We start from the raw sequence: 14,907 nt of genomic DNA on the forward strand, positions 1-14,907 counted from the left end.
ATGGCCGCGGCATCCTTCGTCTGGGACGATCCCTTTCTTATCGAAGACCAGTTGAGCGACGACGAGCGCATGATCCGGGATTCGGCGGCGGCCTTTGCCAAGGCCGAACTGATGCCGCGCATCGAGGACGCCTATCTCGAAGAGAGAACCGATCCCGCCATGTTCAAGCTGATGGGGCAGGCTGGCCTGCTCGGCGTGACGCTGCCCGAGGAATTCGGCGCGGCCAATGCGAACTACGTCGCCTATGGCCTCGTGGCGCGGGAAGTAGAGCGCGTCGATTCCGGTTATCGCTCGATGATGAGCGTGCAGTCGTCGCTGGTCATCCATCCCATCCATGCCTATGGCTCGCCGGAACAACACAAGAAGTACCTGCCTGGCCTCGTCTCGGGCGACCTGATCGGCTGCTTCGGCCTGACCGAGCCGGATGCCGGCTCCGATCCCGGCGGCATGAAGACGCGTGCCGAGAAGATCGCTGGTGGTTACCGTCTGCGCGGCTCCAAGATGTGGATCTCGAATGCGCCGATCGCCGATGTTTTCGTCGTCTGGGCCAAGTCCGAGGCGCATAACAACGAGATCCGCGGCTTCATCCTGGAAAAGGGCATGAAGGGTCTCAGCGCACCGAAGATCGGCGGCAAGCTGTCATTGCGCGCCTCGATTACCGGCGAGATCGTCATGGAAGGCGTGGAAGTCGGCGAGGACGCGCTGCTTCCCAACGTCTCTGGCCTCAAGGGTCCGTTCGGCTGCCTCAACCGGGCCCGCTACGGCATTTCCTGGGGCGTCATGGGTGCGGCCGAGGATTGCTGGCACCGTGCGCGTCAATATGGCCTCGATCGCAAGCAATTCAACAAGCCGCTCGCCGGTACCCAGCTTTACCAAAAGAAACTCGCCGACATGCAGACCGAAATCGCGCTCGGCCTGCAGGGCTCGCTCCGCGTCGGCCGGCTGATGGACGAGCATCGCTTCGCGCCCGAGATGATCTCGCTGGTCAAGCGCAACAATTGCGGCAAGGCGCTCGACATCGCCCGCCAGGCCCGCGACATGCATGGCGGCAACGGCATCCAGATCGGCTACCACGTGATGCGCCATTCGCAAAACCTCGAAACGGTCAACACTTATGAAGGCACGCATGACGTCCACGCGCTGATCCTCGGCCGCGCGCAGACCGGCATCCAGGCATTCTTCTGATGGATGCGCCGCTCAAGGGCATCAAGGTACTGGAACTGGCCCGCATTCTTGCAGGCCCGTGGTGCGGCCAAACATTGGCCGATCTCGGCGCCGACGTGATCAAGGTCGAGAGCCCCGAAGGTGACGATACCCGCCGCTGGGGGCCACCCTATATCGAGCGCGAAGGCGAGGAGACGGCCGCCTATTTCCATGCCGCCAACCGGGGCAAGCGTTCGGTCACTGCCGATTTCACGACCGATGAGGGCAGGGCACTGGTGCTCGATCTTGCGCGCCACGCCGACGTGCTGATCGAGAACTTCAAGGTCGGAGGCTTGAAGAAATACGGCCTCGACTATGAGAGCCTCAAGGCCGTCAATCCGCGCTTGATCTACTGCTCGATCACCGGCTTCGGCCAGGACGGACCGTATGCGCCGCGCGCGGGCTACGATTTCATGATCCAGGGCATGAGCGGCATCATGGACCTGACCGGCGAACCGGAGCGCGAACCGCAGAAGATCGGCGTTGCCTTCGCGGATATCTTCACGGGTGTCTATTCAGTGGTAGCGATCCAGGCGGCGTTGATCGCGCGCGAGAAATCCGGGCAGGGCCAGCATATCGACATGGCGCTCTTGGACTGCATGACCGGCGTTCTGGCCAATCAGGCGATGAACTTCCTCGCCTCCGGCAACGTACCGAAGCGGCTGGGCAATGCGCATCCCAATATTTCGCCGTACCAGACGTTCGCGGTGGCGGATGGCCACCTGATCGTCGCCTGTGGCAATGACAGCCAGTTCGGCCGGCTGGCGGAAATTCTCGGGCTTGGCGAGATGGCTTCGGATGAGCGCTTCAAGACCAATGCTGCGCGTGTTGCCAACCGGCACCAGCTCAACGACACGATGGAAGCAAAGACAAAGCTCTGGCAGCGCGACGACCTGCTGGCGGCATTGGAAAAAGCGGGCGTCCCCGCCGGTCCGATCAATTCGGTGGCCGATGTTTTCGAGGACCCGCAATTCATCCATCGCGGCATGAAGATCACGCCGGAAGGCGTGCCGGGAATACGGACGCCGATTACGTTTTCGGATACGCCGCTGTCGCTGGATCGGTCCTCGCCGAAGCTCGGCGAGCATGACGGGGCGAGGTTTGACTGATTGACGCGAGTTTCCCTGCGATGCGTTCGGGAATAACCATTCTGCTACCTTGATTACACCCCCAAACGAATGTATATCGCTATTTCTGATGTACGTACCTCATTTGTGGCGACTGTCACTGCGAATGTCTGGATGGGGCTGATCAACCAAAACAGGTCGTCGAAAGGCAATATAATGAAGGACTTCAAGGCCAATCCAGAATTCGTCATATCCGACGAGAAGTCTCTTCGAAGTCTTTTTCATGCGACACATGAACTGGCCATCGTGAAGTGCCAGAATTCGCTCGACAAGCACGCCCAAGCCTTCATCAAACGTTCGCCATTTCTATGCATCGGCACACAGAATTTGGACGGAAAAGCCGATGTCAGCCCTCGCGGCGACCCCGTTGGTTTTGTCGAGATTCTTGACCCATATACATTGGCAATACCGGACCGGCCCGGCAACAACCGGCTCGACACTCTGGTCAACATTCTTGCCAACCCCAGCGTCGGTTTATTGTTCATCATTCCCGGCTTCGACGACACCTTGCGCGTGAACGGGCAGGCCAGTCTGGTGAATGACCCGGAAGTTCTCGGGCGTATGAGAGTCAACGACCGCATTCCCAAACTTGCCGTTATCGTCAAGGTGAACGAGGTATTCCTTCATTGCGCCAAGGCATTTCGGCGCTCTCAATTGTGGAACCCGGATCATTTTCAGGATCGCCGCGAAATGCCGTCACTGGTGAAGATCATTCTGGACCAGACAACAGGCGCGCCGAGCGATGACGAGATGCGCAAAATGGATGACCAACTCGAAGACGATTACAGAAGGACGTTATACTGATTGAGCGGCCCAAACGCCCGCTGCGTTTGGGCATCGAACGACCCAGTCAGACAACGCCTCATTTCCCCTTCCAAACCGGATCACGCTTCTCGGCGAACGCCCGAGCGCCTTCGAGATTGTCCTCGCTGCCGTAGAGCACATCCACCGTCTTGAGCTGCCGGCGGGTGATCTTGTTCATCGTGTCCTGGAATTTGTTGCCCTCGGCCTCGCGCACGACTTCCTTGATCGCGGCGTAGACGAGAGGCGGGCCGCTTTCGAGCAGGCGGGCGAGTTCCCAGGCGCGGTCCATCAGCTTGTCGGCAGGCAGGATCTCGTTGACGAAGCCCCAGCGATGCGCCTCGGTGGCATCCAGCCAGCGGCCGGTGAACAGCATGTCCATGGCGATGTGATAGGGGATGCGCTTGGGCAGCTTGATCGAAGCGGCATCGGCCACCGTGCCCGAACGGATTTCGGGCAGCGCGAAGGTTGCGTGTTCAGCCGCGAGGATCATATCGGTCGAGAGCGCGATCTCGAGGCCGCCGCCGCAGCAGATGCCGTTGATCGCTGCGATCACAGGCTTGTTGAGGTCGCGCAGTTCCTGCATGCCGCCGAAGCCGCCGACGCCGTAATCGCCGTCGACCGCATCACCGGCCGCCGCCGCCTTCAGGTCCCAGCCGGGGCAGAAGAATTTCGGGCCTGCGCCGGTGATGATGGCGACGCGCAAGGTATCGTCATCGCGGAAATCGGCGAAGATCCTACCCATGATGCGTGATGTGATCAGGTCGATCGCATTGGCCTTGGGCCGGTCTATGGTGACTTCGAGAATACCGCCCTCGCGGCGGGTTTTTATGGGTTCGTCGGTCATGGGTGGTCTCCCTCGGTTCTTGTTTACTCGAGGGGTTCACCCCTCACCAACTTCGGCCAAGGGCTCACTGCTCTCGCCCGGCCTTCGTATCCTCTCCCGCAAGGGGAGAGGTAAACTCGCGGCACCCACGCTGCCGCCAGCAAAGGCAACGCGTGTGGGCACCCTACCTCTCCCCCTGCGGGAGAGGATAGCAAGTCCGCATTGGGCGTAGCCGAATGCTGGACGCGCTTGGTGAGGGGTTAATCCCTTAGTTCTTCCGCATCCGCACCAATGCATCGGCCGCAACGACGCCGTGGCCTTCAGGCAGGACCATCAACGGGTTGATGTCCAGTTCTTCTATGTTGGCGGCATGGGCGATGACGAAATCGGCGGCGGCGGAAACCGCGCTCACGAGTGCCATCATGTCGCCCTTGGCCTGACCTCGATAACCCGCCAGCAGCTTGGTGATCTTCAATCCGGCAATCGCCTTTTCGATGTCGGCCTTCGTCGTCGGGAGCGTGATGATTGCGGAGTCGTCCATCAGTTCGACGAGGATGCCGCCGGCGCCGATGGTGAGCACCGGACCGGTGACCGGATCGCGGAGTGCGCCGATGATGAGTTCCGCGACGGGTTTGGCTGCCATTTGCTCGACGAGGAAACCCTTGGCGACACTGGCCATCGCCTTCGCCGCTTCGATGACTTCGGCCTCGGACTTGAGGTTCAGCTTGACCGCGCCGGCTTCGGTCTTGTGGGCGACGCCGGAGCCTTTGAGGGCAACCGGAAATCCGATTTCGGCGGCGGCCTTGGCAGCTTCCTCGGGTGTTGCGGCGAGCCTGCCCTTGGGAACCGGCAGGCCGAACGGTTTCAGCGCCTGCTTGGATTCGTATTCGCTGAGCGTCACGTCCTCACCTTCGGAGGCAACAGCCTTCAGCAACGGCGCGATGGTGGGTGCCGACCATGCCAGATGGATTGCATGAGCGGTTTCGGCGGCCACCAGTGCCTCGTCGATGCCCATAAAGGGCGTGACGCCGTTGGCAACCAGCGTGAAGGCAACATCCTCAGGCAGGTTCTCGCCCATCGAGGCGACGACGCCGGCATTGGCGCCGGTGGCCTTCTTGGACGCGATAATGGCATTGACCGTTGTCATCCAGTCGGCAGGGTCGCAGCGATCCGAACGTGGGAAATCGAGGATGACGAGGTTCAGTGCATAGCCGCCCTGCATCATCGTCGTAAAGGCGGTGGTTTGCTTCTCGCCATTGCCCCAGACGAAGGTGTGGTAGTCGAGCGGGTTCGACAAAGTCACCATCTGGCCGAGCGTTTCGCGCAGAACAGGGAGCTGTTCTGGCTTGAGGTCACGGAAGTTCACCTTGCGGCCGACGGCGCTGTCAGCGATCAGCGAGGCTTCGCCGCCCGAGCAGCTCATCGATGAAATCTCGTTGGTGGCGAGCGGACCTGCGACATGAAAAAGCTTCAATGTTTCAAGTAGTTCCGGCAGCGAGTTGACGCGGCCGATGCCGAGACGTTCGAGCACGGCGCCCGAGACCTTGTCATTGCCGGCAAGTGATGCGGTGTGGGAGACAGTCGCTTTCTGCGCGGCCTCGGATTTGCCCATCTTGAGCGCGACGACCGGCTTCTTGAGTTCGCGGGCGCGGCGGCCGAGCAGTTCCAGCGTCTCGATATCGTCGAAGCCTTCGATATGCAGGCCGACGGCGGTGACGCGCGGGTCTTCGAGTGCTGCGACGGCCAATGCTGACAGGCCGGTCTGCGCCTGGTTGCCGGCGGTCATCAGGTAAGCGAGCGGCAGGCCGCGCATCTGCATGGAGACGTTGCAGGCGATGTTGGAGCTCTGCGTCAGCACTGCGACGCCGCGCTCGGTGCGGATCATGCCATGCTGGTCGGGCCAGAGCAGGGCGCCGTCCAGCATGTTGATGAAGCCGTAGCAGTTGGGGCCGACCACGGCCATGTCGCCAGCGGCCTCGACGAGTTGCGCTTGCAGATCGTGGCCGTCCGCGAGTTCCGCGACGGCTTCGGAAAAACCCGAGGCGTAGCAGATCGCGCCTCCGGCGCCGCGTTCACGGAGCTGGCGCATGATCTCGATGGTCAGCGTGCGGTTGACGCCGACGAAGGCCGCGTCGGGCGCCGCCGGCAGGTCGGCGACGGAGCGATAGCACTTGTATCCATGCACCTCGTCCTTGGTCGGATGGACCGGCCAGATATCGCCGGTATAGCCCATTTTCCTGCACTGTTCGACGACGCGGCCGGCTTCCTTGCCGCCGAAGGTGGCGATCGATTTCGGGCGGATCAGGCGGGAGAGGGCGCCTTCAGCTAGCTGCTTCACCATGCCATTACGCTCCGAACGGACGTAGCAGGTCGCGGCTGATGATGTGGCGCTGGATTTCCGATGTGCCGTCCCAGATGCGTTCCACACGCGCGTCACGCCAGAAGCGGGCGAGCGGCAGGTCGTCCATCAGGCCCATGCCGCCGAAGATCTGGATCGCCTCGTCGGTGACGCGGGCCAGCATTTCCGACGCGTAGAGCTTGGCGGACGCGATCTCGCGGTTGGCGGGAAGCTTCTGGTCGAGGCGCCAGGCGCCGGCGAGTGTGAGCCAGTCGGCGGCGTCGATCTCGGTGATCATGTCGGCGAGCTTGAAGGATACGCCCTGGTTGGCGCCGATCGGCTTGCCGAACTGCTTGCGTTCGGCGGCGTAGGGCACGGCCATGTCGAAGACGCGGCGGGCGCGGCCGACGCAATTGGCGGCGACGGTGAGGCGGGTGCCGTAGAGCCAGTCGTTTGCGAGGTCGAAACCCTTGTGCGGCTCGCCGAGAATCTGGGCCGAGGACAGGCGGCAATCGTCGAAATTCAGGATGCAGTTCTTGTAGCCGCGATGGGAGACGGAATTGTAGCCTTCGCGGATCTCGAAGCCCGGCGTGCCACGGTCGACCAGGAAGCAGGTGATCAGCTTCTTCGGCCCGCGCGGCGTTTCTTCCTCGCCGGTGGCGATGAAGACGATGACGAAATCGGCAATGTTGGCATGGCTGATGAAGTGTTTGGTGCCGTTGACGATCCAGTCAGAACCGTCCTGCTTGGCGAAGCACTTCATGCCGCGCACGTCGGAGCCAGCGCCCGGCTCGGTCATGGCGAGCGCGTCGAACTTCTCGCCCTTGGTGGCGGGGATCAGGTAGCGCTCGCGCTGGTCTTCATTGCAGCCCATCAGGATGCCGGAGGGGCGGCCGAAGAACACGGTCAGCGCCATCGAGGCGCGGCCGAGTTCACGCTCGACCAGCGTGAAGGTGAGGTGATCAAGACCGGCGCCGCCGACATCTTCCGGCATGTTGCAGCCGAAAAAGCCGAGATCCTTGACCTTCCTGGCGATCTCCTGACCCACTTCCTTGGGCACGAAGCCCTGACGTTCGACCTCGTCTTCCAGCGGGTAGAGTTCGGTTTCCACGAAGCTCCGCACCGTGTTGACGATCATGTCCTGTTCTTCGGTCAATCCGAAATTCATGGAGTGGTCCTCCCAAAAGCGTTGTCAATGGAGGGTTGGAACCCCTCATCCGGCGCATGCGCGCCACCTTCTCCCCAAGGGCAGAAGAGGGCGTTCGCCGCGCCCCCTCGGCTTATTCTCAACGTCTATTCCATCCGGGCGCTTTCCACGGGCTCCCGCTTCTCCCCTTGGGGAGAAGGTGGCCGAAGGCCGGATGAGGGGTTCTCACCCCCAATACCTCAGGCCTTCTTCTGCCCCACCACCCGGCCGGCGGTCGCCGGAAGCGGCATACTCGCATGGACGGCGATCATCGGCTGCAGCTTCTCAAGCACCGAAGCGAGCGGCGGCACGGATTTGCCCTCTTTCGAGGAGACATGCAGCATCAGGTGCTCGCAGGTTGCCAGCAGCGCGTCGTCGGCGGCGCGATGGAGCCACATGAAGGTGTGGATCTTCTTGCCATCGGTAGGCAGGATCTGTGCCTTGACGTAGAGCGCATCGCCAAGCTTGGCTTCGTCGAGCCACTGATTATGCGCCTCGACCGTGTAATAGCTGTGGCCGGCGGCGACGTAATCGAGGTCGGCGCCTACCATCCGGAGCAGCGAGTCGGCCGCGTCGGCGAAGCACTGGTTGTAGCGGAATTCGGTCATGTGGCCGTTGTAATCGACCCAGGACGGATGGACCTTGGTTTCCAGCAGCTTGATCGGCTCGGCGCTCGGCTTGGCTTCAGGCTTCGGCGCGCTCTTCCAGAGATGGGCTTCGAACTCGGTGAGCAGCTTGCCGGCACCCCAGCCCTGGCCGCCATTCGAGGTCTTGAGGGTCTGCATGATGCCGACGAGATTCTCGTCGCGGATGCGCTCGAGCTCGCGGAAACCATAGGCGCCGGACTGGGCGTCCGACTGGTTGGCGATCTTCTCGACCAGCGCGTCATCGAGATCGACAACGTCCATCAGCTTGGTCCAGGGCCAGGAGAGGCAGGGGCCGAACTGGGCGATGAAGTGGCGCATGCCCGCTTCGCCACCGGCGATGCGGTAGGTCTCGAACATGCCCATCTGTGCCCAGCGCATGCCGAAGGAATAGCGGATGACGTCGTCGAGCGTCTCGGTATCGCAGATGTCGTCCTTGATCAGCCATAGGCCTTCGCGCCAGACTGCCTCGAGCAGGCGGTCGCCAACGAAGGCCTCGATTTCCTTCTTGAGGATGACGCCCTTCATGCCGATCGGCGCGAGCCGGGCCTTGGCCAGTTCGAGCGTTTCGGGCGAGGTCTTTTCGCCGCCGACCAGTTCGGCGAGCGGCAGCAGATATACCGGATTATAAGGGTGGGCGACGAACATGCGCTCTGGATGCTTCATGTCGCGCTGCAGTTCGGTTGGCATAATGCCCGAGGTCGAGGAGCCGATCAGGGCCTTGGGGTCGGCGGCAGCGTCGATCTGGGTCAGCACGTTGCGCTTGAGATCGATGCGTTCCGGTACGCTTTCCTGAATCCAATCAGCGCCTTCGACGGCTTCCTCGATGGTCTTGACGAAGGTCAGCTTGCCCTTCTTGGGCAGCGGCGCGGTGGTCAGCAGGCCATAGGCGCGCTCGGCATTGGCCATGACTTCGCCGACGATGCGCTCGGCTTCCGGATGCGGGTCGAACATTTTGGTGTCGATACCTGCAAGCACGAAACGTGCCGCCCAGGCTCCACCGATCACGCCACCGCCGATGCAGGCTGCCTTGTTGATTTTTGTCATTGTTCCACCTTCAAATCCCTGTGCCGACCTCGCGGCTTGATAACCCCTCACCAAGCGCGCCCAGGAACTCGACTTCGTCTCGTTCGGGCTTGCTATCCTCTCCCGCAAGGGGAGAGGTAAAACTTGTGGCACCGCCTCGCCTCAATGGAGAGGCCGAGCTTGAGGCACCCTACCTCTCCCCTTGCGGGAGAGGATACGAAGGCCGGGTGAGCATTGCGAACCCTTGGCCGAAGTTGGTGAGGGGTGATCCCCTTACCGCTTCTTGAGCTTCAGCTTCTCGCGCACTTCCGCCGGCCCGATGATCCGGGCGCCCATGCCCTCAACAACCTGCACGGCCTTTTCGACGAGCTGTGCATTGGTGCCGAGCTGGCCCTTGCCGACATAGAGATTGTCTTCGAGGCCGACGCGGACATTGCCGCCGCCGAGGATGGCGAGCGCCGGATAGGCCATGGCGTTGCGGCCGATCGAGAAGGCGGAATAGGTCCAGTTGGCGGGCACGTTGTTGACCATCGCCATATAGGTGTTGAGGTCGTCGGGAGCGCCCCACGGCACGCCCATGCAGAGCTGGACAAGCACCGGATCCTCGATCAGGCCTTCCTCGACCAGCTGCTTGGCGAACCAGAGATGGCCGGTATCGAAGGCTTCGATTTCGGGGCGGACGCCGAGGTCGGTCATTTTCTTGGCCATGGCACGCAGCATCGATGGCGTATTGGTCATCACATAGTCGCCGAGGGAGAAGTTCATCGTGCCGCAATCGAGGGTACATATCTCGGGCAGGCATTCGGCGACGTGGGAGACACGCTCGGTGGCGCCGGCCATGTCGGTGCCGATTTCCTTGAGCGGCAGCGGCTGCTCGACATCGCCGAATATCAGGTCGCCGCCCATGCCGGCGGTCAGGTTCAGTACGACATCGGTGTCGGCTTGGCGGATGCGGTCGGTGACTTCCTTGTAAAGCGCATTGAGGCGCGAGGGCGCGCCGGTTTCGGGATCGCGCACGTGGCAATGGACGATGGCCGCGCCGGCCTTGGCGGCATCGATCGCGGAAGCCGCAATGTCCTTGGGTGAACGCGGCACATGCGGTGACTTGCCGGCAGTGTCGCCCGAGCCGGTCACGGCACAGGTGATGAAGACGTCGCGGTTCATATTGAGCGGCATTGGATCGACCCTCCCTCGGGAAATGTTGGCGCAGTCTGTGCCAACGGCCGCATACGTGCTTTGCATTATCGGCAACATCCTATACATTATCGGAAGCATTGGATGAGAGCATGTTCGACGCACCCGACCGGCCGGTCCAGATCGATATATTGGCATTTCCCGAGACGACGGTGATCCTGCTCGCCTCGGTAATCGAGCCATTGCGCGCGGCAAACCGTATCGCGGGCCGCACGCTTTACGGCTGGCGGTTGCTCAGTCTCGATGGCAAGCCAGTGGAAACCACGGCTGGCATCGCCATGCCGGTGGACGGTGCCTTCAAGCCCGGAAACGAGGAAAATCCTCTATTTGTCGTGTCGAGCTACAACTGGCGGCGCAGCAACACGACTGCCGTGAAAATGGCGCTGTCGCGAACCGCCCGGCACCGTTCGATGATCGTGGGCGTCGAATCGGGCACATGGCTGATGGCGGAGGCCAGTCTTCTCGACAATCACAAGGTCACGGTCCACTGGGAAGACCAGGAGGATTTTTCGACCCGTTATCCCGAGATCGACGTGGTCAAGGAGCGTTTCGTCATCGATCGCAGGCGGATGACATCAGGCGGCGCACTGCCGACGCTCGACATGATGCTGGAGATCATCCGCCGACGGCAGGGTTATTCCATGGCGCTCGAAGTCTCGCGCTCGTTCCTCTATGAGCGGGGCGGCGGTGGCGGCGAGATCCGGCCATCGGCGCCGAGCAGCGTCGGCATGCTCGACCGGCGGCTCTATCAGGCGGTCAAGTTGATGGAGGACACGGTGGACCAGCCCTTGAGCCTGGAAAACCTCGCCGCCCGCACCGGAATCAGTGCTCGTCATTTGCAGACGCTGTTCCAGAAATCCTTCGGCGTTTCGCCGCATGTGCACTATCTGGCACTCAGGTTGAACGCCGCCCGCCGGCGGGTGATCGAGACGGATGCATCTCTCGCCGATATCGCGGCGGGCACGGGCTTCAATTCGGCGTCGGCTTTTTCGCGCGCCTACCGTACGCAGTTCCAGGAAAGCCCGTCGGAGACACGGGCACGTTAGCGCGGCCGAATTCCTGAATCGTATCAGCTTAACACCATTGCCTGAGTGTTCGATTCAGCAGGACCTGCGTCATTCCGAGAGGCCAGCAGACGCCTCGCGAAGTGTGGTGAGAAATTCCGATTGCAGCCGCGTCGGTAGAAAATGACGGCGGAGCGTGAGGCCTACAGAGCGCCGTGACGTTGGTAGCGGACAATCGAGAGCGGCAAGAAAGCCAGCCTCGAGATCGTAGCGCATCTGGTGCAGCGACAACAGGGCGAGATGATCGGATTTCAGCAATACACCGCGTATGGCATTCAGTGATCCGGATTCGACACTTCGCCGCGCGGGGTGATTGTCGGGAAAGCTGGCCGCCATGGTATCGAAGACATGCCGTGAAGGGGTGCCGTGCCGCGCGACGACCCAAGAGAATTCAGCGAGATCACCTGGCGTTATCAGCGCCTTTCCCATCAGTGGATGCCCAGCGCGTCCGACCACCTTCAGTTCATAATCGAACAGGCGCTCCTGATGCAGCGTCTTGGACGCAAAGCCGTCACGCAGCGCGCCGACCAGCATGTCGATGCGGCCGCGTTCGAGGTCGCCGATCAGCGCGTCATAGCTGCCTTCCAGTATCTCGAACTGTGCCTGCGGGTAGCGGCCTGCAAGAACTGCCACGGCGTCGGGCACGAGGAAGGTGCGGGTGAGGGGCAACGTGCCGATCGACACCCGGCCTTCATACCTGTGGCGCGCTTCCATCAACTGGATGCGGGCGCTCTCGAATTCGGCAAGGGCGAGGCTGAACTGCCGCGCGGCAACTGCGCCAGCCGGGGTCAGATCGATGGCACGACCCGAACCCTCGAAGAGCGGCGTGCCGACCACCACCTCTGCCTCGCGGGCGGCGCGCTGCACGGCCGGTTCGGATTGATCGAGCGAGCGTGCGGCGGCGCTGAAACTGCCATGCACGGCAAAGGCCGCAACCGACCTGACATGCGGCCATGCCAACCGGCTTTCCACCCGGGCGGTCGCCGATTTCGAGGTCCCGGCTGCCTGCCTGAGAAAATCGAAGATACGCCGGAAGCGCTCGAGGACCATTCTGCCTTCGCCGGTCATTTCCATGCCGGCACGGTCGATCAGGGTCGCATCCAGCGATTGTTCAAGGCTTCGGATTGCCTGGGACGCTGCAGGTTGTGTCACGGCCAAAGCCTCCGCCGCGGCGGTCAGTGAACCGCCGTCGGCGAAGGCTATGAACAGCCGTAAATGGCGCAGATTCGGCAGATGGGGCACGGGTTTTCCTGAAAGCAAGACGCTCTCAGGCTACCGCAGCCATGGCTTCAATGGAACCGTGCTTACGCATCCATTCGGTTGCAGCGTTGATACCGCCGAGCGGGAAGACGTGCAATTGCTCGATCAGGCTGTGCGGATTGGCGGCCTTATGTTCGGCAAGACCGGCGACGACCTCGGTCGGTTCATAGGGCACGAGCAGCTTGCTGAGGTCCATGGCGCGCTTCTGCAGCACCTTCAGGGACGGGCCGACACCGCATGAAATGGCGAACTTGATCAGTGTCTGCAGCCTGGTCGGGCCGGCAATGCCGACATGGATCGGGATTGTCACGCCAGCGGCCTGGATGCGGTCTGCCCAGGCGGTGACGGATTTCGCATCGAAGGCGAATTGCGTGGCGATTGCCATTTTCGCATCGGTGCGTGTCGAGAAATCCTGCTTCCAGAGCAGCGCCTGATCGACGAGGCGGTTCGAACCGTCGCGATCTATATCCTTGTTGCCTTCGGGGTGGCCCGCGATGTGCAGGCGCGTGAAGCCCATCTTGTCGAACAGGCCGGTCTCGATCATCTGGATCGAGCTGTCGAATTCGCCGGCCGGTGTTGTCACGCCGCCGCCGAGCAGGAGCGCCTGCTTGACGTCAGCTTCGCCCTGGTAGCGCTTCAGCCAATCCTCAAGAATGTGGCGGCTGGCAATGCTGCGCGCCGGAAGGTGCGGCATGACGGAAAAGCCTTCGGCATGCAGGCGCCTGGCGGTGGCGACCATGTCCTCGATCGGTGTGCCATCGATATGGGCGATATAGACCCGGGTTCCCTGGGGAAGAATGGCGCGGAAGTTGTCGATCTTGGCTGATGTGCGCGGCATCACTTCGATCGACCAGCCGTCGATCATGTCGGACAGCAATGGTTCAGGCGTTTCCGCCCCGGATTTATCGGCGAAATTCAACCAGGCCACGACCTACCTCCATGAACGACATCAAAATAATGTATACATTATGGAGGCAATTTCAACGCCTCGATTGCAGATATGCGACATTTTCCGCTCTATTCGCAAATTGTGCGGCTCTGCAGGAATACATTTTATCGCAGGCTTGCCAAGCGTCGGAGGCGCTCGATCTGGTGACGGGATAGGTAGTTTTCGTTCGTCTGTAACCTGAGCTTATGCTCCGTCAGGAGAACGAAATTGCCGAGTGAACGCGTATTGCCATAGATTGGCGCACTGACGCAGGCCAAGCTGCGCCATCGCGGGAGGCGACGATGACGGAATTAGCAACGCGCAGTTCAGGGTTCGTGGAGCGGCGGCATGGCTGAGCCTTGCTTCGATGTCGCGCATCTCGGCCATGTCGAGCTTCATACCGATCGCTTCGAGGATAGCCTCGATTTCTTCACCCGTGTCTATGGCCTGACGGCGAGCCTGGTCGAGGACGGCGTCGCTTATCTCAGGGCCTTCGACGACTACGAATTCCACACGCTGAAACTGACGCGGCACCATACGACCGGCGTCGGCCATGTAGCATACCGGACGTCGTCGCCAGAGGCGCTCGCGCGGCGGGTCAAGGTGATCGAGGAGATGGGCTGCGGCCTCGGCTGGGTCGAAGGCGATGAGGGCCACGGCCGCGCCTATCGTTTCGCCGACCCGGATGGGCACATCTTCGAGCTTTATTACGACACGCGTGTCTATGAAGCGCCGCCCGAGGAGCGGCCGAAGCTGAAGAACATCGCCCAGCGCTATCACGGGCGGGGAGCGAGCCCGCGCAGGCTCGACCACCTCAACCTGCTCACCTTGGACGTCAGCGCGATCCGCGACTTCATGACCAAGGCGCTCGGCAGCCGGGTGACGGAGCAGATCCAGCTCGACAATGGCCGGCTCGGCGGCTGCTGGTTCACAGTCAACAACAAGACCTACGACATCGCCTATTCCGAGGACCATACCGGCACGCCGGGGCGCTTCCACCACGTGACCTATGCCGTGGACCAGCGCGAGGACATACTCCGCGCCGCCGATATCTTCCTCGAAAACGGCGTCCATATCGAGACCGGCCCGCACAAGCACGCGATCCAGGGCACGTTCTTCCTCTATGTCTGGGAGCCGGCCGGCAACCGTGTCGAACTCGCCAATGCCGGCGCGCGGCTGATCCTCAGGCCCGACTGGCCGACCGTGACCTGGACCGAGACGGAGCGGAAGAGAGGCCAAGCTTGGGGCCTCAAGACGATCGAGACATTCCATACCCATGGCACGCCGCCAGTCGCAAGCAAGGATTGAAA

The 14,907-nt window shown here is 61.8% G+C and carries 12 protein-coding genes; 5 read left to right on the top strand and 7 right to left on the bottom strand.

Features of this window, described 5'->3' with window-relative positions:
* From ACSQ26_RS06815 to ACSQ26_RS06825, 3 genes are all read left to right on the top strand, one after another.
* On the top strand, positions 1-1,185 hold the full coding sequence (locus tag ACSQ26_RS06815) for an acyl-CoA dehydrogenase (RefSeq protein ID WP_436007522.1): 1,185 nt from the start codon (positions 1-3) through the stop codon (positions 1,183-1,185).
* Complete coding sequence (locus tag ACSQ26_RS06820; protein ID WP_436007524.1) at positions 1,185-2,312, top strand: CaiB/BaiF CoA transferase family protein; 1,128 nt, start codon at positions 1,185-1,187, stop codon at positions 2,310-2,312. Before ACSQ26_RS06815 ends, ACSQ26_RS06820 begins: the two co-directional genes overlap by 1 nt.
* A 174-nt stretch (positions 2,313-2,486) precedes the next feature.
* On the top strand, positions 2,487-3,134 hold the full coding sequence (locus tag ACSQ26_RS06825) for a pyridoxamine 5'-phosphate oxidase family protein (protein ID WP_436007526.1): 648 nt from the start codon (positions 2,487-2,489) through the stop codon (positions 3,132-3,134).
* Positions 3,135-3,192: 58 nt separating this feature from the next.
* Here the strand turns inward: ACSQ26_RS06825 and ACSQ26_RS06830 are convergent, their stop codons facing one another.
* From ACSQ26_RS06830 to ACSQ26_RS06850, 5 genes are all read right to left on the bottom strand, one after another.
* Positions 3,193-3,978, bottom strand: a complete 786-nt coding sequence (locus ACSQ26_RS06830; protein ID WP_436007527.1) for a carnitinyl-CoA dehydratase — start codon at positions 3,976-3,978, stop codon at positions 3,193-3,195.
* A 247-nt stretch (positions 3,979-4,225) separates the two neighbouring features.
* Complete coding sequence (locus tag ACSQ26_RS06835; protein ID WP_436007528.1) at positions 4,226-6,298, bottom strand: acetate--CoA ligase family protein; 2,073 nt, start codon at positions 6,296-6,298, stop codon at positions 4,226-4,228.
* A gap of 4 nt (positions 6,299-6,302) precedes the next feature.
* Complete coding sequence (locus ACSQ26_RS06840) at positions 6,303-7,463, bottom strand: acyl-CoA dehydrogenase family protein (protein WP_436007530.1); 1,161 nt, start codon at positions 7,461-7,463, stop codon at positions 6,303-6,305.
* A 218-nt stretch (positions 7,464-7,681) separates the two neighbouring features.
* Positions 7,682-9,172 carry a carnitine 3-dehydrogenase gene (locus ACSQ26_RS06845; RefSeq protein WP_436007532.1) on the bottom strand — a complete coding sequence of 497 codons (1,491 nt, stop codon included), beginning with the start codon at positions 9,170-9,172 and terminating at the stop codon, positions 7,682-7,684.
* A 252-nt stretch (positions 9,173-9,424) separates the two neighbouring features.
* Entirely contained in the window at positions 9,425-10,327 is a 903-nt protein-coding gene (locus ACSQ26_RS06850; RefSeq protein WP_436007534.1) for a 3-keto-5-aminohexanoate cleavage protein, read from the bottom strand.
* Positions 10,328-10,437: 110 nt separating this feature from the next.
* Between ACSQ26_RS06850 and ACSQ26_RS06855 the strand changes: the two genes are divergently transcribed.
* Complete coding sequence (locus ACSQ26_RS06855; RefSeq protein WP_436007536.1) at positions 10,438-11,391, top strand: GlxA family transcriptional regulator; 954 nt, start codon at positions 10,438-10,440, stop codon at positions 11,389-11,391.
* A gap of 69 nt (positions 11,392-11,460) precedes the next feature.
* On the opposite strand, the gene ACSQ26_RS06860 is transcribed toward ACSQ26_RS06855, so the two are convergent.
* Together ACSQ26_RS06860 and ACSQ26_RS06865 are read right to left on the bottom strand one after the other, a co-directional pair.
* The gene (locus ACSQ26_RS06860) at positions 11,461-12,651 is read right to left on the bottom strand and encodes a LysR family transcriptional regulator (RefSeq protein WP_436007538.1); all 1,191 of its coding nucleotides are present in this window, start codon (positions 12,649-12,651) and stop codon (positions 11,461-11,463) included.
* Between the two features lie 25 nt (positions 12,652-12,676).
* Positions 12,677-13,597 carry a methylenetetrahydrofolate reductase gene (locus tag ACSQ26_RS06865; RefSeq protein ID WP_436007540.1) on the bottom strand — a complete coding sequence of 307 codons (921 nt, stop codon included), beginning with the start codon at positions 13,595-13,597 and terminating at the stop codon, positions 12,677-12,679.
* A 348-nt stretch (positions 13,598-13,945) separates the two neighbouring features.
* On the opposite strand from ACSQ26_RS06865, the gene ACSQ26_RS06870 reads away from it, so the two are divergent.
* A complete protein-coding gene (locus ACSQ26_RS06870) occupies positions 13,946-14,905 on the top strand; it encodes a VOC family protein (protein WP_436007542.1) in 960 nt (319 codons plus the stop codon).
* The last annotated feature ends 2 nt before the right edge of the window (positions 14,906-14,907 follow it).

Origin of the sequence: Rhizobium sp. LjRoot254 (assembly GCF_964254105.1) — a bacterium.
In the GTDB taxonomy this organism is placed as follows: Bacteria; Pseudomonadota; Alphaproteobacteria; order Rhizobiales; family Rhizobiaceae; genus Rhizobium_E.